Source organism: Rhodococcus sp. NPDC056506, assembly GCF_042794945.1.
Classification (GTDB): Bacteria; Actinomycetota; Actinomycetes; order Mycobacteriales; family Mycobacteriaceae; genus Rhodococcus_F.
This window is the reverse complement of the sequence record NZ_JBHTSW010000020.1, coordinates 52,279-69,651: the sequence shown is the minus strand read 5'-3', so window position 1 is coordinate 69,651 and position 17,373 is coordinate 52,279. Positions and strand designations below refer to the sequence as shown.

Annotated in this window: 19 protein-coding genes; 7 read left to right on the top strand and 12 right to left on the bottom strand. The window is 62.9% G+C overall.

What is annotated here, in order from left to right; all coding sequences use genetic code 11:
* Positions 1 to 63 precede the first annotated feature (63 nt).
* Positions 64 to 1,395: a cytosine permease gene (codB, locus tag ACFQ6H_RS17465; protein WP_378542272.1), complete on the bottom strand. Its 1,332-nt coding sequence runs from the start codon at positions 1,393 to 1,395 to the stop codon at positions 64 to 66.
* Positions 1,392 to 1,856 (bottom strand): nucleoside deaminase, encoded by a 465-nt coding sequence (locus tag ACFQ6H_RS17460; RefSeq protein ID WP_378447284.1) that lies wholly within the window; start codon positions 1,854 to 1,856, stop codon positions 1,392 to 1,394. The genes codB and ACFQ6H_RS17460 overlap by 4 nt, the downstream gene beginning before the upstream one ends.
* A gap of 175 nt (positions 1,857 to 2,031) precedes the next feature.
* Here ACFQ6H_RS17460 and ACFQ6H_RS17455 point away from each other — a divergent pair, with 175 nt between their 5' ends.
* Together ACFQ6H_RS17455 and ACFQ6H_RS17450 are read left to right on the top strand one after the other, a co-directional pair.
* Positions 2,032 to 3,552 (top strand): PucR family transcriptional regulator, encoded by a 1,521-nt coding sequence (locus tag ACFQ6H_RS17455; protein ID WP_378647541.1) that lies wholly within the window; start codon positions 2,032 to 2,034, stop codon positions 3,550 to 3,552.
* Between the two features lie 28 nt (positions 3,553 to 3,580).
* The gene (locus ACFQ6H_RS17450; RefSeq protein WP_378647539.1) at positions 3,581 to 4,225 is read left to right on the top strand and encodes a formylglycine-generating enzyme family protein; all 645 of its coding nucleotides are present in this window, start codon (positions 3,581 to 3,583) and stop codon (positions 4,223 to 4,225) included.
* Here the strand turns inward: ACFQ6H_RS17450 and ACFQ6H_RS17445 are convergent.
* Positions 4,208 to 4,783, bottom strand: a complete 576-nt coding sequence (locus ACFQ6H_RS17445; RefSeq protein ID WP_378647537.1) for an AAA family ATPase — start codon at positions 4,781 to 4,783, stop codon at positions 4,208 to 4,210. The genes ACFQ6H_RS17450 and ACFQ6H_RS17445 overlap by 18 nt on opposite strands.
* Before the next feature lie 18 nt (positions 4,784 to 4,801).
* Positions 4,802 to 5,911, bottom strand: a complete 1,110-nt coding sequence (locus tag ACFQ6H_RS17440; protein ID WP_378647535.1) for a DUF6670 family protein — start codon at positions 5,909 to 5,911, stop codon at positions 4,802 to 4,804.
* Between the two features lie 145 nt (positions 5,912 to 6,056).
* On the opposite strand from ACFQ6H_RS17440, the gene ACFQ6H_RS17435 reads away from it, so the two are divergent.
* From ACFQ6H_RS17435 to ACFQ6H_RS17425, 3 genes are read left to right on the top strand one after another with little or no spacing between them, the layout of a single operon-like run.
* Positions 6,057 to 6,899 (top strand): alpha/beta hydrolase, encoded by an 843-nt coding sequence (locus ACFQ6H_RS17435; protein ID WP_378647533.1) that lies wholly within the window; start codon positions 6,057 to 6,059, stop codon positions 6,897 to 6,899.
* 2 nt (positions 6,900 to 6,901) lie between these two features.
* Positions 6,902 to 7,468 carry an NTP transferase domain-containing protein gene (locus tag ACFQ6H_RS17430; RefSeq protein WP_378647531.1) on the top strand — a complete coding sequence of 189 codons (567 nt, stop codon included), beginning with the start codon at positions 6,902 to 6,904 and terminating at the stop codon, positions 7,466 to 7,468.
* Between the two features lie 58 nt (positions 7,469 to 7,526).
* Positions 7,527 to 8,330: a transglutaminase family protein gene (locus ACFQ6H_RS17425; protein WP_378447291.1), complete on the top strand. Its 804-nt coding sequence runs from the start codon at positions 7,527 to 7,529 to the stop codon at positions 8,328 to 8,330.
* A 7-nt stretch (positions 8,331 to 8,337) separates the two neighbouring features.
* Here ACFQ6H_RS17425 and ACFQ6H_RS17420 read toward each other — a convergent pair whose 3' ends face one another.
* The 5 genes from ACFQ6H_RS17420 to ACFQ6H_RS17400 all read right to left on the bottom strand — a co-directional run bounded on the left by ACFQ6H_RS17420 (position 8,338) and on the right by ACFQ6H_RS17400 (position 12,418).
* Positions 8,338 to 9,309 carry an alpha/beta hydrolase gene (locus ACFQ6H_RS17420; RefSeq protein WP_378647529.1) on the bottom strand — a complete coding sequence of 324 codons (972 nt, stop codon included), beginning with the start codon at positions 9,307 to 9,309 and terminating at the stop codon, positions 8,338 to 8,340.
* Positions 9,310 to 9,452: 143 nt separating this feature from the next.
* Complete coding sequence (locus ACFQ6H_RS17415) at positions 9,453 to 9,890, bottom strand: SRPBCC family protein (RefSeq protein ID WP_378647527.1); 438 nt, start codon at positions 9,888 to 9,890, stop codon at positions 9,453 to 9,455.
* A gap of 10 nt (positions 9,891 to 9,900) precedes the next feature.
* Complete coding sequence (locus ACFQ6H_RS17410; protein ID WP_378647526.1) at positions 9,901 to 10,440, bottom strand: LiaF domain-containing protein; 540 nt, start codon at positions 10,438 to 10,440, stop codon at positions 9,901 to 9,903.
* 46 nt (positions 10,441 to 10,486) lie between these two features.
* Positions 10,487 to 11,017, bottom strand: coding sequence for a gluconokinase (locus tag ACFQ6H_RS17405; RefSeq protein ID WP_020909302.1), 531 nt, complete (start codon positions 11,015 to 11,017; stop codon positions 10,487 to 10,489).
* Positions 11,018 to 11,029: 12 nt separating this feature from the next.
* Positions 11,030 to 12,418: a GntP family permease gene (locus ACFQ6H_RS17400; protein WP_003939838.1), complete on the bottom strand. Its 1,389-nt coding sequence runs from the start codon at positions 12,416 to 12,418 to the stop codon at positions 11,030 to 11,032.
* Positions 12,419 to 12,551: 133 nt separating this feature from the next.
* On the opposite strand from ACFQ6H_RS17400, the gene ACFQ6H_RS17395 reads away from it, so the two are divergent.
* Positions 12,552 to 13,280, top strand: coding sequence for a FadR/GntR family transcriptional regulator (locus tag ACFQ6H_RS17395; RefSeq protein WP_378531177.1), 729 nt, complete (start codon positions 12,552 to 12,554; stop codon positions 13,278 to 13,280).
* Positions 13,281 to 13,377: 97 nt separating this feature from the next.
* Positions 13,378 to 14,385: an NAD(P)H-dependent glycerol-3-phosphate dehydrogenase gene (locus tag ACFQ6H_RS17390; protein WP_003940093.1), complete on the top strand. Its 1,008-nt coding sequence runs from the start codon at positions 13,378 to 13,380 to the stop codon at positions 14,383 to 14,385.
* Between the two features lie 54 nt (positions 14,386 to 14,439).
* Here ACFQ6H_RS17390 and ACFQ6H_RS17385 read toward each other — a convergent pair whose 3' ends face one another.
* The 3 genes from ACFQ6H_RS17385 to ACFQ6H_RS17375 all read right to left on the bottom strand — a co-directional run bounded on the left by ACFQ6H_RS17385 (position 14,440) and on the right by ACFQ6H_RS17375 (position 17,353).
* Positions 14,440 to 15,276: an SDR family oxidoreductase gene (locus ACFQ6H_RS17385; protein WP_378647524.1), complete on the bottom strand. Its 837-nt coding sequence runs from the start codon at positions 15,274 to 15,276 to the stop codon at positions 14,440 to 14,442.
* Positions 15,277 to 15,449: 173 nt separating this feature from the next.
* Positions 15,450 to 16,169 (bottom strand): M50 family metallopeptidase, encoded by a 720-nt coding sequence (locus ACFQ6H_RS17380; protein ID WP_378447295.1) that lies wholly within the window; start codon positions 16,167 to 16,169, stop codon positions 15,450 to 15,452.
* Complete coding sequence (locus ACFQ6H_RS17375) at positions 16,166 to 17,353, bottom strand: ATP-binding protein (protein ID WP_007729973.1); 1,188 nt, start codon at positions 17,351 to 17,353, stop codon at positions 16,166 to 16,168. Before ACFQ6H_RS17375 ends, ACFQ6H_RS17380 begins: the two co-directional genes overlap by 4 nt.
* Positions 17,354 to 17,373: the final 20 nt, after the last annotated feature.

Sequence of the window (17,373 nt, the reverse complement as noted above, 5' to 3'; positions counted from 1 at the left end):
GAACTACGCGAGCCCCCGGCGCGGTGGATACCGCCGGGGGCTCGCTTGTGTCTGAAGCATGATTTAGACGGTGGAGGTCGAGACTTCCCGGTTTGCCGATGTGTTACCAAAAACCCTGTGCAGGAACATCGTCAGAGCAATGGCTGCCACGATCCCGATCAGCGGCGGGATTCCCACCTCGAACTCACCGGAAAGCCAGGCGAGGAACGCTGCGACGGCATAAACGGCGAGGTTGCGCCAGTGCACCGGCCGCGGGATGTAATCCTCGGGAATGCCGCGCCGCCACCGGCACAGGAAATCAGCGATGATCACGCCGCCCAACGGCGGGATGAATGTTCCGAGCAGGCTCAGATAGTCGACGAGATGGTTGTGCACACCGGTCAGAGCGAGTGCCGTGCCGATCACACATCCACCGATGACGAACGGAGTCTTGCGGGGCTTTCTGAACAATTCGGCGCCGGCCACCCCGAAGGCGTATGCGGTGTCGGCGTTGCTCTTCCAGAGATTCCCGAACAGCAAGACCAGGCCCCAGCCGACAAGCCCGAGGTTGTAGAGAATCAGCACGAAGTCACCCTCGTGGAACGTGATAGCTCCGATGGCGCCGAACAGGATCATCAACCCGTTTCCGAGGAGGAACCCGATAACGCAGGCCCACACCGCTTGTGATCCGGAACGGGCAAATCTGGTCCAGTTGGGCGCTTGCGTTCCCGCCGATACAAACGTGCCGACCACCGTGGTGATTGCGAGCGCGATCGTCATGGTCGTCGCGGGTTGAACCGAGACCAGGCCGGAGAATCCACCGACTTCTTCGAGGGACCGGAATACGACCCAGCAGGCCAACGCGAGGATCAAGGGCGTCGAGACTAGCGAGACCCAATACATTCCGCGGTAGCCATAGCAGGCGGTGATGCACATCAAGATGCTCGCTGCGATCATCACCGACGCCCTGGCGAGATAGGAATCCCAGCCCAATGCCTGGGCGGTGAGATCGCCGATCGTTCCGATGATGACTCCGTACCAGCCGATCTGGGTACCTCCGAGCAGGATCGAAGCGAGCTTGGACCCGCGAGTGCCGAAACTGTAGCGCGCCATCACAACTGTTGTCAGTCCAGTGCGGGCTCCGACGAACCCCATCATGGCGACGTACACCCCCAAGATGGCAGATCCGGCGGCGATCACCACCATCAGTTTCCAGAACGAAAACGCGGTACCGAGCGCCGCTCCGGCCAACATCGTCGGCGTGAAGATGGTGAACCCCAACAACACCACCGCGAGCGAGAAGAACGGCTTCCGTGCATGAAGTGGAACCGGAGTTACGGGATAGTCCGGATCGACCGGAGGGCCGGCACTCTCCGAATCACCTGCGACCGTGGCGGGTTCGACGGCGCTGCTCATACAACTTCGCCGATGTCTTCGAGCCACAGGCCCGGGCGCTCGGCCAGCATGCGGTCCATCAATGCCACGCACTCTGCGTCGTCGACGACGTCGATCTGAATTCCGCTGCTACGCAACCATTCTTCCGACGACTCGAAGGATCGATTCTCGCCGACGACGATTCGAGGGATCTCGTAGAGACGAGCAGTTCCAGCGCACATGAAGCACGGCGACAAAGTCGTGTAGAGGACGCACTCGCGATACACCGAGGCCGGGAGCCGACCGGCTCGCTCGATGCAGTCGGTCTCGCCGTGACGGATGGCGCTGTTCATCTGGACCCGACGGTTGCGTCCGACTGCAAGCACCTCGCCGCGATGAATCAGTGCCGCGCCGATCGGCACGCCGCCCTCCTCCCAACCGATCTTCGCCTGTTCGATCGCTAGCCCGAGGAAATACTCATCGGTGTCTGCCGGGTGGTTCATGTGCGCTCCTGGAGTCTGACCAAAATCATTGAATGTGGCTCGTGTCACAATCCGACCACGGTCGTAATACCCCGACAAGGGACAACCTGTCAGTTCGGCAGAACTAGCTCTATGACGGAGTGCCCCCTCGGCGGACGATGAAGAAATGCTGCCTACTCTGCGACAAGTTCTTGCGATGCCCTCGTTCAAGGCCGCGGCAATCGAAGTGCTCGCGGGCGACGTCGACACCGCGGTGGTCCGCTGGGTCCATTCGTCCGAGGTCTACGAGATGGGCGGACTGTTGTCCGGAGGCGAGGTCCTTCTGACAACGGGTCTCGGCCTGCACGGACGATCCCCCGAGCAACTCACCGCCTACATCGATCAATTGGCGGACGCGGGATGCGTCGCCCTCGCGATCGAAGTCGGCCGCTCCTTCCTCACCGCCCCTGCCGAGCTCGTCGAGGCTTCGCGCCGGCGCGGGCTCGCGTTCCTGGCACTGCACGCAGTAGTGCCCTTCGAGCGGATGGTCGAAGACTTTCACGACCTCATGCTCCGCCGCACGCTCGGTTCGGCACGAGCCGGCGAGCCTGTCTGGCAAGAACTTCTGGGGATCGTGGTGGCGGGCCAAGGCATGACTGCACTGCTCAACAAGGTGTCACGTCTCGCAGGGTGCAGTGTCGATCTCCTCGACGCTGAAGGCAGAACCGTCGAGCGCAGCACAACCGACGCAGAACGGTCCGAGACCGAACGGACGATCCACGACGTACGCGGGCCGACAAACTCGCTCGGTCGACTGGTCCTGAATGGCCGGGCAACCACACGCCGAACTGCCGTCGCCAACTGCGCCGCCGTGGCTGTGGCTCTGGAACTCGGTCGCCACGGCGATGTCGGCCCCAGTCAGTCACTCGCACAGTCGGTGATCACAGACGTGGTAGGCGGAGTGCTCACATCGCACGGCGACTTGTCCGAGCGACTGACAGCGGCCGGGTGGAAGCCGTTGTCGGAGGGCCAACATGTCCTCGTCGCCGCTGTCGACGTCGATCGACAAACGCCGGTTCGAGAGCTCGCGGACCCGGTGCGCAACGCTGTGCGAGCCGTGCTCGGCTCCTGTGTGGTCGGGACTGCGGCGAATCACGTCATCGTGCTCGCCCATGGCTGGTCGGCCGCGTCCCCCGCTCGAGTTCGGACGGCATTCACCGAAGCCGACGAGCTGCTACGCCGCGGACCCGGCGGTTCCGCGGTACGCGCGCTCGGAGTCGCGACACCGGTCGAGGATCTGTCCGGCGTCGGGGCCGCCGTCGCGCAAGCTCGCGAGGTCGTCCAGATCGCACGGCGTTTCGGCACCCGAACCGGCGTGATCCTCGCGAGAGACGTCGGAGTCCAACGACTGCTCGCCGCCGGCACAACACCCGCTTCCTTGTCCTCGTTCGTCACGGAGCAGCTCGGTTCGCTGATCGCTTACGACACAGCACATTCCGCAGATCTTGTTCGAACCCTCGATGCATACCTCGCACATCGGGGCAGCAAAGCGAGAACCGCGGATTTGCTCGGGATCCGGCGCCAGTCGCTCTATGCCCGCTTGACTCGTATCGAAAAGCTGATGGGAGTTTCTCTCGATGATCCGGCACAGGTGGTGTGTCTCGGGCTTGCACTGACCGCATGGCGCATGCGCACCGGCCTTGATCCGCAGGCTGCGTTCGAGCGTCTCCCCGGGTGAGCAACTACCGTTCTGCGATGATGGACGTATGACCGGAGCAGCGGAGTTGATGATCGAGATCCCTGCCGGCGAGGTACACCTTCGGGACGACCGCAAGGGCGCTGCGTGGACCTCGAGAGTCGAATCCTTCCGCCTCGCGCGCCATCTCACGACCCGGGCACTGCTTCACGGAGATTCGTCGGCCGATTCGAGCAACCCCGCAGTCGATCTTTCCTGGCAAGACGTCATCGCAACCTGCAACACACTGTCCGTCGAGGACGGTCTGACGCCCGCATATCAAGACGTCGACACCGATTCTCCGCAGTGGGACCGGACTGCAACCGGCTACCGACTCGCCACCGAGGCGGAGTGGCAGTACGCGTGCAAGGCCGACACCTCCGGCTACCGCTACGGCGAGATCGACGAGATTGCTTGGTACAGCGACAATTCAGAGGGTAGGGCGCATCCCGTCGGAACGAAGGCACCCAACAACTGGGGCCTGTACGACATGATCGGCAATGTCTGGGAATGGTGCTGGGATCTCTACGACCCCGAGGCCTACGGCACGTACCGGATCTTTCGCGGCGGCAGTTGGGCCGAAAGCGAGCGCGGTTGCGGCGCTACCGTGAGGCGGCGGAGCCACCCGACGTTTGCCATCGACGACCTGGGATTTCGCCTAGCTCAAACGATCTGAGGGCAGACGGCCGAGGACTTCGAGCACAGCCTCGATCTCTTCTCGACTGCGCAGCCGAACTATCGGTAACGACGGCACATCGACAAGAACAGTGGCCATTCGCTCCGCGTTGTGTCCGTCGGTTCGCCAGGCCCACCGAACCACGTGTTCCGGATCGAAGAGAATGGTGTGCAGGGGCGGCTCCATGTTGCGGTTCCACAACACCTCTCGCTGCAGACGCCGACGGACGGTTCGTGTGATCACCTGGCGCATCACCGTCCGCCGAGGCAGATCCAACCACAGCATCAGGTCCGCACGCTCGGCCAGAAGTCGACGCACCGCACCGTACTGCCACTCGGTCACCCAGGCCGGCTCACTGGAAAAGCGTCGTACTTCGGTTTCGAAACTCTCGAGCGGAATCCAGTCGGGCCCGTGGAAGAGAGAGTCCAGCTCAGTGTGTTCGATCTCCAGAAGCCGCCCGATTCGACCGGCGAGAGTCGTCTTTCCGGCGCCCGAGGTCCCCGCGACAAGGATCTTCTGCGGACGAATCGTCAGCGCGGTGGGGTCTACGAAAGGCACCGATACACACTAGGGGCCTTACACTTCGCAGTCCACCCATTCGATGTAACCGGTGCCGTTGATCGACGCACCGTCGAAACTTCCCCGGTAGGTGTACGCGCCGACGTATCCCTTGCCGTGACCGTAGCGCCACTCCGAGTCGATCTCGGCCTCGAACTCCACGACCGTCCTGCCGTGATCGCGTACCTGCCAACGCAGTACGCGCGGCACACGCATCTCGCGACCCTGCGGGTCGACATGCAATGCGTCGGCGTACTCGAGCACGTCGAACACGACGTCGTCGAAAACCTTTGCGCTACCGTCCACAGTTCGAACGTAGGCGAGCTTGCACGCCGTCACCCCTGACGCTCGAACATCGGTGAGCAACAGTTGATGCCGGTCGTCGAGTTGAACGATCTGATAGGTGAAGAAGTCGGCCGGGAGCTTCCACGACTCGGGAAGGGCGCGGCGAGTCAAAGATTGTGGCGTCATGCACCGCGCGTATTCAACGGTGCACGGAGCCGAAATGCTCACCGGTCCATCCGGACTCGAGATCGTCCCCGAACACTGCGCCAGGAGACTGACGTGGTCGTAGACCGGATTGCGCACGAACCACGACGCTTGATCCGTTGCCACTACCTCTAGATCGACATCGAAAGAGTCGTAGCGTCCGGTGACTCGGAAATTCGGGTAGTTGTTCTCGATGATCAGGTTGTCACCGAAGGCAATTCGCGAACCGTCTTCTTCGAAAGTGCACTCGTCGTCGGCGTCGTACGCCCGATAGAAGTGGTGGCCGGGCGCAGCGGTGGAACTCAGCACGGTTGCGGTATTTCGCGCGTCGGGTGCAGCGAGATAGTCGTTGTCGAAGACCACCGTCCCGGTGGCGCCGATCAACGTCATGGTGTTGAGATAGCGAAACGGCCCTGGCAACTCGGGAACGAAGATCCCGTAGTGTGTCCAGGCAAATTTCCGCGAAGCAAGATGCGGGCGCATCATCGCCGGTCGATCGAACGGGCGTACCGACTCGGCCATCCGCTTGTCGATCAGCGGAAGCGCACCGTCCAGCAAGGCCCGTACCGCCGGTCGCCACAACCGACGCGAGCGGGTGGCGGAGGCAGTGTGGGAACGATCAACAGTTTGTCCGGTCACGTCCCCAAGTTAATGTAACCAGACGTAACAAACAAGTGTCGAAGTTTCCTCGACGACCTCACCCCTGAACACCCGCGCCCTGCCCAAGGGGCGAATAGCATGTGAGAATCCGCGTACCGGAACCGGTCGCAGAGAGGGCGCAACAATGCAGCACGAAGAGTCGTCGTTCACCGGGGTAGCCGGCACCAAGATCGTCTACGACGTCTGGACTCCGGACCGCGAACCCACCGGGGTTCTTGTCCTCTGCCATGGCCTCGGCGAACATGCGAGGCGCTACGACCACGTAGCCGCGCGACTCGGGGAACTCGGTCTCATCGTGTACGCACCCGACCACCGCGGGCACGGTCGCTCCGGCGGCAAGCGCGTTCACCTGAAGGAATTCTCCGACTTCACCGACGACGTCCACACCTTGTTCTCGATCGTGACCGCAGCACACCCCGGCAAGGACAAGTTCCTGCTCGGACACAGCATGGGCGGCGCGATCGCGCTTTCCTACGCCCTCGACCATCAGGCCGATCTGAAGGCGCTCGCGCTTTCCGGACCTGCTGTGATCATTGCAACCGGCACTCCGAAGGTTGTGATGCAGTTGGGCAAGATCGTCGGCAAATATCTCCCCGACGTGCCCGTCGAGAATCTGGAAGCGGCTGCGGTATCGCGTGATCAGAAGGTTGTCGACAAGTACAACGCCGACCCGCTGGTGCACCACGGCAAGGTTCCCGCCGGAATCGCGCGCGGCATGATCACCGCCGCGGAAGGCTTCCCGGCGCGTCTGCCTTCGCTCACCATTCCCGTACTGCTTCAACACGGTTCGGACGACCGTTTGACGGACCCCGCCGGCAGCAAGCTCGTCGCAGATCTGGCGGGCTCTTCGGATGTCACATTGAAGGTGTACGACGGTCTGTACCACGAGATCTTCAACGAGCCTGAGCAGGAAGAAGTTCTGAACGATCTGATCGAGTGGCTGCGTCCGCGGGTCAACGGAGCATAGTCGTGTCGACCTGCGGGATCCTGCTGGCTGCCGGGGCCGGATCCCGTATGGGCAAACCCAAAGCGCTCGTCACAAACGCGGACGGTCAGTCTTGGCTTCACCACGGGGTGACGACACTGCAGTCCGCAGGCCTCTCACCGGTCATCGTGGTCCTCGGCGCTCAGGCAGAGGACGCCCTCGAACTACTGCCCACCACCGATGTCGTTGTGGTGATATCGGATTGGCAGCACGGAATGAGCGCCTCGCTGCGGTGCGGACTCGAGGCCGCCATGCGAATCGACGACGCAGATGCGGCAGCGATCTCCCTGGTCGACGTCCCGGATCTCAATGCCGACACCGTGACGCGGATCGTGGGTGTGAGCGCCCCTGCGCGAAACGTACTGCGAAGAGCCGTTTTTCACGGTAGGCCCGGCCATCCCGTCCTGATCGGACGTGACCATTGGCCGATGCTTGCAGAGTCCCTCACCGGGGACGGGGGCGCCAATACCTACCTACGCGAACACGGGGTCGAATTGGTGGAGTGCAGCGACCTCAGCAGCGGCGTCGACGTCGACTATCCCGAAGCCTGATCGCACGCCGCAATCCTCCCAGGTGGTGGGTGTCCGTATTCGGTGTAAAGATGATCCGATGAAACGTACCGTCGCCGCCCTGCTCGACATCGAGATCGACGAGGCGACCAACCTGGAGTTCAAGATCGCGGTGACGCGCGCGCCGGGTGTCGAACTGCTGGAAACGATGTCGTTCGTCCATGACGGCAATCCACTCGAACCCCGCGAGATCACCGCCGAACACGGTACCCGCATCCACCTACTCGACTGTGCCCCAGGCAAACTGATCGTCAGCTACGACGCGACCGTGATCGGCCGCGCCGAACCGGCGTCGGTCAGCGACTACGACGTGTCGAAGTATCTGCGCCCCAGTCGGTATGCCGAGGCGGACAAGTTCTTCGGTTTTGTCGCCGGGCAATTCGATCTCGCCACTCCCCCGGCCGAACTCCTTCTCGAAGTCACTCGCTGGGTGAGTACACATTTGAGTTATGTTCCCGGCACCAGTCGCGGTACCGACAGTGCGGTCGACACCTTGCTCGCCGGCGCCGGAGTGTGCCGCGACTACTCGCACCTGACCATCTCACTGCTGCGCGCCGTGGGGATTCCCGCTCGACTGGTGGCCGTCTACGCGCCGGGTTGCGATCCGATGGATTTTCACGCTGTCGTCGAAGCCAACATCGACAACGTGTGGCGCGTGGTCGATGCAACGCAATTGGCGCCGCGCAGCAATCTTGTACGCATCTCGACCGGCCGAGACGCCGCGGACACAGCGTTCCTCGACAACCACGGCGGTTCGATCACGTTGCACGCCTCGGAAGTTCGCGCAGTCGTCGACGGCATTCTCGACAACGACGACTACGCGACCCTCACGTCGATCGGCTGAGAAAGCGTCAGGCGCTGATCTGGTTCTGCGAAGCCATCGTTCGCTCGAGGAACTTGACCGTGAGATCGACGATCGCCCTGCCCTCCCGAAGAGCCTTGCCGATCACCGGGAAAGCATGGATCTGCCCACTCCAGATGTGCGTTTCGACGGCTTGTCCCGCCTTGATCAGGTTCTCGGTCATGATCTCGACGTCCGGACGCATCAATTCGTATTCGGCGGACACCAGGAACGACGGCGGAATCAGACTGGCATCGGCGTTGATCGGAGACTCTGCACCGACTATTTCGTCCGGACCTTCGAGCCACCGGTCCTTCAGCTTTGCCACCTGTGACATCGGCAGGTAGGCATCGCGTTTCATGAAATCGGGATCGTGATCCTCGAGGTCCACATTGAGAAGTGGCGAGTAGCCGATCACGGCTGCGGGCCGCGTGATTCCGCGTAGTGCGGCTATTTCGGCGACCTTCATGGCCAGGTATCCGCCCGCCGAATCACCGGCAACCACAATCTTGTTCGGGTCTTCCGCTGTCTCGAGCAACGCGGTGTACGCGGCCATTGCGTCCTTGACGGAGGTGCCGATGGAACCTTCCGGCAGCTGGCGGTAGCGCACGGAGATCACCGGTACGCCGGCCTTCGCCGAAAGCAGGCCGCACAGTGCCCGGTGCGTTGCCAGACCGCAGAAGACGAAACCACCGCCGTGGAAGTACAGGATCGTGGCGCCGGCCAATTCGCCCTGTGCTTTGCGTGGATGCTGCACCTTCTCGCTGGGCACACCACCCAGCGTGAAGGGCTCGATGTCGAGGTTCTTCGGCTTCGCCAGCTTGTCCGCCATCGCGTCGAGTCGCTCGAGTTGGCGGATACCGCGTTCGGTGGTCGGCCAGAGCGTGAACATCGGCTTCACGAACGTCCTGGTCAGGCAGAAGATAACCCGCGCTCGCGGACTCACGTTCCAATGCCATACCGTCGAATCTCGCGTCCGCATAGCGTCCTCCCAGGTCAAGCCGTTTTGTGCATTTGAGTTACACATACTTGTCGGCTGCTGTTGTGAACGATAACTGACGCTGCGTCAAAATGACACGACGGGTAGGCCTCAATTGCTCGAGCGTGTGCAAGTTCTGGTCGCGATCACGGCCGGGAGAGATATGCGCACAGTCCGCGGTGCCCTCCACGCATCATCGCTTCATGATTCCACTCGAACAGCGGCTTCGCGATCTTCGAGGCCAGGCCGAGTGCTCCGGACACCGCTACTTGTTGCCGAAAGTCGGCGATACAACCAGATCCAGCGGGGCGCACCGCCCAACTACTCCAGCCGGTCATTGCGCCGGTGAGTTGCACTTTCAGGTAGCGCGCAATGGGGTCTTCGACCTCGCGTCGCCCGAAAACCAGCAACGTCAGAGGGACGGCGCTGCGGATGGCCATGGAGCCCGAATGCTCATCGGTTGTCCGCACTCGGCGTATCTGAGGCCACCACTGCGAATACCTCTCGGCGTCCGCGAGAACGTCGTAGACACGGTCGGCAGAGGCCGGGAGCGTCCAGACGCTGTGGAAGTCGAAGTCGGTCACGGCGCCCGAGCTAGCCGGTGCGCACTGTGAGATCACCGAACAACGAATACGAGACGACACGAATAACCGGTGCACCTGGGCCGGGATCCTGTCGACCCCCGTCGAATTCCCGATCTCCGAAAAGGTCGAAGCCACCCAACTCGACTGAAACACCCTCCGGAACCCGCAGCCTCGTGTCCCCGAAGATCGAAACGATGGTGATCGTCGAGGAGAACGCGGTGATGGTCGCCGATCGCAGATCGAACTTGACGTCCCCGAACAACAGCAGAGCGAGTGTCCTTTTCGCCAAAGACCAACGGCCGGAGCGCTTCGTGTCACCGAAGACGCCGACGATCGTTGCTTGCGGCGGCGACACCACAGCGGGTGGTGCCGCACTGAACGGCACGATCTGCTCGAGCTGCCCTCGATCTGCGGTGGGCGACCACACCACTGCCGCCTTGTCCGAGTACTCCTCGAGGGTCAAACGCCCCTCACCCACCGCGACTTCCAGACGCGCTTGGGCATCGACACGCAATTGATCGACGTCGTGGCCTTCTTCAGCAGCAGTCACCCAAGCACCGTAACCCGAACCGCGGGTGCCTACACGCCTGGCCCGGTCAGTACTCGAAGGTCTCCACCCGACGCAGGATCTCCTCCGCGATCTTGGCGGGACTTCCACCCACGTCGACGACGATGGCCTGCTCATCCGGGTCGACGGCCTCGAGCGTCGAGATCTGGGAGTCGAGGAGCGAGGCGGGCATGTAGTGATCGAGGCGAGCGGTCAACCGCTGACCGATCTGATCCCGCGAACCGGCGAGGTGCACGAACACGACGTGCTCACCGCGAAGGACGTCGCGGTAACTCCGCTTGAGTGCCGAACACGTGACGATTCCCGGCTGACCGGCGTCGGTGTGACTCTTGATCCAGACAGCGATCTTGTCGAGCCAGGGCCAGCGATCGTCGTCGTTCAACGGGTGCCCGGTCGCCATCTTGTCGATGTTCGCCTGCGGGTGGAGATCGTCGCCCTCTTGAAGGTCCCAGCCCATCGCTCCGGCGAGCATGCCGCCGACCGTAGACTTTCCCGAACCCGAGACACCCATCAGGACGAGCACGGGATACTGCTTCTGCTGTGCCGCTTCGCTGTTCATGTGCTCGCCTACCTAGATGAATGCGCTCAACACGAGCACTCCGGCCAGGCCCGATACCGAGATGATGCATTCCATCACGGTCCAGGTCTTGAGGTTCTGTACCACGCTGACGCCCAGATACTCCTTCACCAACCAGAATCCGGCGTCGTTGACGTGCGAGAGGAAGAGCGAGCCTGCGCCGATCGCCAACACCATCAGCGAGACGTGTGCGGACGAGAGGTCGGCCGCGACCGGAGCGAGGATGCCCGACGCCGTCACCGTTGCCACCGTTGCCGAACCTGTTGCGACGCGGATCAATACCGCCACCAGCCAGGCCAGGAACAACACGGGAAGACTGCTGCCCTTGATCGCGTCGGCGATCACTCCGGCGATACCGGTGTCGATGAGGACCTGCTTGAAACCGCCACCGGCGCCGACGATCAACAAAATGCCTGCGATGGGAGGCAGGGAGCTTTCGAGTGACTTCGAGATGGCCTTGCGGTCCATACCGCCGCCGCGCCCCAGAAGCACCATTCCGACCAGAACCGCGAGACCCAGAGCGACAACGGGTGTTCCGAGGAAGTCGAGGACCGACTTGGGGAGAGCCTCGGAATCGGGAGCGATCACGTCTGCAAATGCCTTGCCCAGCATGAGAACAACCGGGAGGAGGATCGCTGCGAGAGTAGCCGCGAACGACGGGCGCTGCTTCTTCTCTTCCTCGCCTCGATCTTCGCCTGTGACAAAAAGATCCGGAACCTTCACGTCGACCCACCGCGCGGCGTACTTACTGAAAACCGGTCCGGCGAGAACAACCGTGGGGATCGCGACGAGAACACCGAGCGCGAGGGTGAGGCCGAGGTTTGCGTTCAAGGCCGAGACTGCAACCAGCGGCCCGGGGTGCGGGGGAACCAACCCGTGCATGGCCGAGAGGCCGGCGAGGGTGGGGATCGCGATGCGCATCAGGGACAAGCCGGAACGCCGCGCGACCAGGATGATGACCGGCATCAACAGGACGAGACCGATTTCGAAGAACATCGGCAGACCGATGACAGCGCCGACCAGAGCCATGGTCCACGGAAGCGCCTTGGTGCTGGAACGGCCCACCAGCGTGTCGACCACTCGGTCGGCACCGCCGGAATCGGCGAGGAGTTTGCCGAACATCGCGCCGAAACCGATCAAGATTCCGACGCTTCCCATGGTCGACCCGAAGCCGGTGGCGAACGCCGCGACCGACTCGGCCGATCCGAGGCCGGCCGCCAGACCGACGCCCACCGCGCCGATGGACAGCGCGAGGAAGGGGTGCAGGTCCAGCCAGGTGATCAGCGCGATGATGACCGCGACGCCGGCGACTGCAGCGATGATCAATCGTGCGTCGCTACCAGCGGGGACGACCTCGGCCGCCAGCAATGCTGTGGTGTTCATAGGGACTCCCAGTCCGATGAGTGATTGAGGTCACTGTTCCTTAATTAACCTACAATTTCAAGAGCAGACACTAATTTGTAGTATTTATCCGGCTTCCACCGGGCTTACTCCATACGCATGGGACGATCTACGTATGCCTTCTGTCCCGTTTCAGCAGTTACACGACTCGATGCTGGAACAGCTCGGCCAAGACATAGTCGGTGGCGTGCTCACCCCGGGAACCACGATCTCCGCCGACGAGGTGGCAACGCGCTACGACGTGTCGCGAACCGTCATCCGTGAAGTTGTCCGCGTTCTCGAATCCCTCGGACTCGCCTCGGTTCGTCGACGTGTAGGAATCACCATCCTCGGCTCCGAGCACTGGAACTCGCTCGACCCCAACGTCATCCGCTGGCAACTGGCCGGTCCTGATCGGTTCGAGCAGCTTTCGATCCTCAGCGAACTCCGTTCCGGCATCGAACCTCTGGCTGCGCGACTGGCCGCAACTCGCGCCACACCCGAGCAGTGCGGCGCACTCACTGCAGCCGTAATAGGCATGTCAGCTACCTCGCGCGCTGCCGATACCGACGCATATCTCGGCCATGATTCCGACTTTCACCGCACACTGCTCGCCGCTTCCGGCAACCCGATGCTGCGGGCGATGTCGCAGATCGTCGTCGAGATACTCGAAGGCCGCACCCGCCACTCGTTGATGCCCCACGAGGCCGACCCCGAAGCGATCCACCTGCACGGAGTGGTCGCATCGGCCATTCAGGCCGGGGACGCCGAAGCCGCGGAAGTCGCCATGCGCTCGATCGTCGCGGAATCGGCAGAAGCGGTCGAAACAATGCGCGAAAGCCCCGAACCGCCGCCTCATCTGTAAGTCGAGCCACAGACTCGGCGGAATTGGCCCGCAACTGCTCCGCAAGTGGAACGCTTGGCGCCATGACAGCACTCGCTACCCAGAACAGCGCACTCTGATGGCCCGCCCGGTACGCGTCGTCGTCCTCGGTGCCGGATCGTGGGGAACCACGGTGGCCGGCCTCGCTGCCCGCAACACCCCAACCCTGTTGTGGGCACGCAATTCCGAAGCGGCCGACGAGATCAATTCGCAACGAACCAACTCCAAATATCTTGGTGAGCGCAAACTTCCCAAGGGCCTCAAGGCAACCTCGGATCTGGTCGAAGCCGCCCGCGAAGCGGACGTACTCGTGTGCGGGGTGCCGTCGCACGCCGTTCGCTCCACGCTCGCCGAGATCGCCAACGAAGTTCGGGCGTGGGTCCCGGTGCTGTCACTGTCCAAGGGCCTCGAGCCCGGCACCCGGCAGCGTCCAACCGAGGTGATCGCCGAGTGCCTGCCCGGCCATCCCGTCGGACTGCTCGCCGGCCCCAACATCGCCAAGGAGATCGTCGACGGCATGGCGGCGGCATCGGTCGTGGCAACCCAGGACGACCGCGTCGCCGCTGCGCTGCAACCGCTGTTCGCGTCGTCGGTCTTCCGGGTTTACCGCAACACCGACGTGCTCGGCTGCGAACTCGGCGGCATCCTCAAGAACATCGTTGCCATCGCCTCGGGTATGGCCGACGGTTTGGGAGTCGGTGACAACACCCGCGCGATGGTGCTCGCTCGCGGCCTCGCCGAAATGACCCGACTCGGCGAGGCGATGGGCGCCAACCCGCGCACCTTTGCCGGCCTGACGGGCGTCGGCGATCTGATTGCCACCTGCATGGCTCCGACTTCTCGTAACCGTCGCGTCGGTGAGGCTCTGGCACAGGGTCTGACTGTCGAGGAGGCTGTCGCCAAGCTCGGCCAGGTCGCCGAGGGCGTCAAGACCGCTCCCACCGTCATGGATCTGGCCCGCGAGTACGGCGTCGACATGCCGATTGCCGCGGAGGTCGAGGCCGTCATCGGTGGTCGCCAAAGTGCCAGCGACGCATATCGCGGACTTCAGAAAGTTGCCCCCGGCGGTGAGCACGAGGTGGCGTGAGGAAGATCTACAGGTATCTAGCAATTTAGCTAGATACCTGTAGATGGTTCGAGATCAGAGGGTTGGAGTATCGACGAAGATGTCGATCGTCAACGGGGTCTGACCGCCGTACTGCGAGAAATCCGAGATCCCCGCCTCGCGCAAGATCTCGACGTCGAGCACTGTGCGACCGGTATCCGTGCCGGCAGGACGCCCGAGAATCTCCATCGCCGCATCGGCCATGATCTCGGGCGAACGCGAGTGATCGATACTGTCGTCTCCCCCGAGCAGATTTCCGACAGCGGCAGTGGCGATCATGGTCTCGGGCCACAAGCAATTGCTCGAAATCGGTGTACCTGAATACTCCGCGGCGATACCCAAGGCCGCCAATGTCATTCCGTACTTGGCCAGCATGTAGCCCGGATGAGCACCCAGCCAGTGCGGCGAAAAGTTGAGCGGTGGCGACAGCGTCAATACGTGCGCGTTAGCCGAAACCCGAAGGTACGGAAGGCACGCGCGGGTGAGCGCGAAGGTGCCACGGACGTTGACCTGCTGCATCAGATCGAATCGCTTCATCGCGAGATCTTCGGTTTTCGAGATGTCGAGGACGCTCGCGTTGTTGACCACGATGTCGATGCCACCGAAGTGCTCTACCGCTGCAGCCACGGCCCGCGCGATGTCGTCGTCGTTCCTCACGTCGCCGACGACCGGAACGGCATGACCCTCGAGCTCGTTCAACTCGTCCACAGCCGTGTGGATAGTTCCGGGCAGTCGGGGATCCGGCGTATCGGTCTTGGCGAGCAACACGATATTTCCGCCGCGGCGCGCTATCGCACGGGCGATGGCAAGTCCGATGCCACGGCTTCCCCCGGACATGATCGCGGTTCGTCCGCGGAAGTTCTTGTCGTCCAAAACGAATCCTTGTCATCGTCGACGGTCTTCGTCGTTGCGGGTGTGGCCGCGTGAAGTCCCCACACGACCACTCGTCGACTTCCACGATATGAGCGCCTTACCGCGATGACTACGTCCGCGGAGCATCAAGAATCATTGATCCGTTGTCCTGACGGAACAACGGATCAAGGCGATCAGCCACCCACCGGACGCAGGATCCACCATCCGCCGAGCACGAGCACCGCGACGTTCACGAGCATAAACAAACCGACCCAGACGATCGCGGGTATCGGTGAGAGCCTGGCCAATTGGTCTGCGTCCGAGTCCGGTGCCCCACCTCGTCGCATTCGCTGCCGTTGAAGTTCCACGACGGGGCGCGGTCCTGCAAAAAGCAGGAAGAGCGTCAGGAAGTACGCTGCGGCGACTTGCTGCTCCTGGGTCCCCCACCAGACGAGCCCGAACAACACGGCTCCCACGACCGCAAGTGAGAAGATTCCGTAGAGGTTTCGGATCAGGACCATCATGACCGCGATCACGAACACACCGATCCACAGCACCGAGACCGCACGCTGTGCCCCCAACAGACCGGCCGCACCGAGGCCGAGAATCGACGGTCCCACGTACCCCGCGAACGTCATGAGAATGACGCCGAAGCCGGTCGGCTTGCCGGACGAAATCGCGACACCCGACGTATCCGAATGCAGGCGAAGACCTTTCAACCGTCGACCGACCAGGACGGCGACAATCAGATGAGCACCCTCGTGTGCGATGGTGACGACGTTGCGTGCGATCCTCCACAGGTGCGGCTCGAGAACGATGATCACGGCAATCAACGCGGCCAGCTGAACTACCCACGCCGGCGGATTGGGGCTGACAGCCGCCACCCGATCCCACGCGGTTTCGAGGGCGTTCACTCCGCTTGTCCGCGCAGGTATCGGCCGAAGTGCGGGACTGTGAATCCGATGGACCCACGTTCGGCCGAGTAGATGAGGCCCTTCTTGATCAGCCCGTCCCGTGCCGGCGACAGGGAAGCCGGCTTTCGACCGAGCTCGACGGCGATCTTTGCGGTCGCGACAGGTCCGTCGTCACCGGCGAGGTCGGCCATGGCGCGCATGTACTCACGCTCCGCCGGCGTTGCTCTCTCGTACCGTGATCCGAAGAATCCGACAGCGAGTTCTTCCTCCGCCGTCGGCGCGCCGACGCGCACGTCCTCTGCCGTGATCGGGCTCGACGCCGCCACATCCCACGTGGCTTTCCCGTAGGCCTGAACGAAGTACGGGTACCCGTCGGCCGCTTCGTATAGTGCGTCGAGCGCGGATTCGGTGAACTCGACGTCCTCACGCTCGGCAGGTGCAATCAGAGCCTGATCTGCAGCTTCACGCTCGAGGCGGTCGATCCGGTGGTAGCTGAACAGGCGCTCCGAGTAGCTTTTCGACGCCGACAGCACAGCGGGTAGATGCGGAAGTCCCGCCCCGACGACGATCAGCGGTGCCGCGTCCTGACTCAACTCGTGGCAGGCCCCGCAGATCGCCGAGACGTCCGCGGCACCGAGGTCCTGCATCTCGTCGATGAAGATGGCGATCCCGACGCCGACATCCCGGGCCAACGACGACGCGTCGAGCAGCAACTCGACCAGGTCTATCTCGATGTCGCCGCTGTCCGCGCGACCTTTGATCGCAGGTGCGTCGATGCCTGGTTGCCAGCGCTCGCGCATGCCTTTGTCCGCGGTGGCGCGTAGGGCAAACGATTTGAGGACTCCGAGGAACTGTTCGACCCGCTCCGGATCGCGATGGGAGACCGCGATCTCGCGGACCGCCATGTGGAGCGCTGACGAGAGTGGGCGTCGTAAATCCTGGTCGGGCCGCGCTTCGATCTTCCCCGTCCCCCAGCTTCGGGAGATCGCTGCCGAACGCAACTGATTGAGCAGGACGGTCTTACCGACGCCACGCAATCCGGTGAGGACAACACTTCGTTCCGGGCGGCCACGCGCAATTCGCTCGAGCACGACGTCGAAGGCATCGATCTGCTTGTCGCGCCCGGCGAGTTCCGGCGGGCGTTGACCGGCACCGGGGGCATACGGATTGCGCACGGGGTCCATGCCCACCGACGGTACAAGCC

Bases quoted from the DNA above. Each gene is read 5' to 3' on its own strand.
- codB (WP_378542272.1), bottom strand. From the start codon at position 1,395: ATGAGCAGCGCCGTCGAACCCGCCACGGTCGCAGGTGATTCGGAGAGT.
- ACFQ6H_RS17460 (WP_378447284.1), bottom strand. From the start codon at position 1,856: ATGAACCACCCGGCAGACACCGATGAGTATTTCCTCGGGCTAGCGATC.
- ACFQ6H_RS17455 (WP_378647541.1), top strand. From the start codon at position 2,032: ATGCCCTCGTTCAAGGCCGCGGCAATCGAAGTGCTCGCGGGCGACGTC.
- ACFQ6H_RS17450 (WP_378647539.1), top strand. From the start codon at position 3,581: ATGACCGGAGCAGCGGAGTTGATGATCGAGATCCCTGCCGGCGAGGTA.
- ACFQ6H_RS17435 (WP_378647533.1), top strand. From the start codon at position 6,057: ATGCAGCACGAAGAGTCGTCGTTCACCGGGGTAGCCGGCACCAAGATC.
- ACFQ6H_RS17425 (WP_378447291.1), top strand. From the start codon at position 7,527: ATGAAACGTACCGTCGCCGCCCTGCTCGACATCGAGATCGACGAGGCG.
- ACFQ6H_RS17420 (WP_378647529.1), bottom strand. From the start codon at position 9,309: ATGCGGACGCGAGATTCGACGGTATGGCATTGGAACGTGAGTCCGCGA.
- ACFQ6H_RS17405 (WP_020909302.1), bottom strand. From the start codon at position 11,017: ATGAACAGCGAAGCGGCACAGCAGAAGCAGTATCCCGTGCTCGTCCTG.
- ACFQ6H_RS17400 (WP_003939838.1), bottom strand. From the start codon at position 12,418: ATGAACACCACAGCATTGCTGGCGGCCGAGGTCGTCCCCGCTGGTAGC.
- ACFQ6H_RS17395 (WP_378531177.1), top strand. From the start codon at position 12,552: ATGCCTTCTGTCCCGTTTCAGCAGTTACACGACTCGATGCTGGAACAG.
- ACFQ6H_RS17390 (WP_003940093.1), top strand. From the start codon at position 13,378: ATGGCCCGCCCGGTACGCGTCGTCGTCCTCGGTGCCGGATCGTGGGGA.
- ACFQ6H_RS17375 (WP_007729973.1), bottom strand. From the start codon at position 17,353: ATGGACCCCGTGCGCAATCCGTATGCCCCCGGTGCCGGTCAACGCCCG.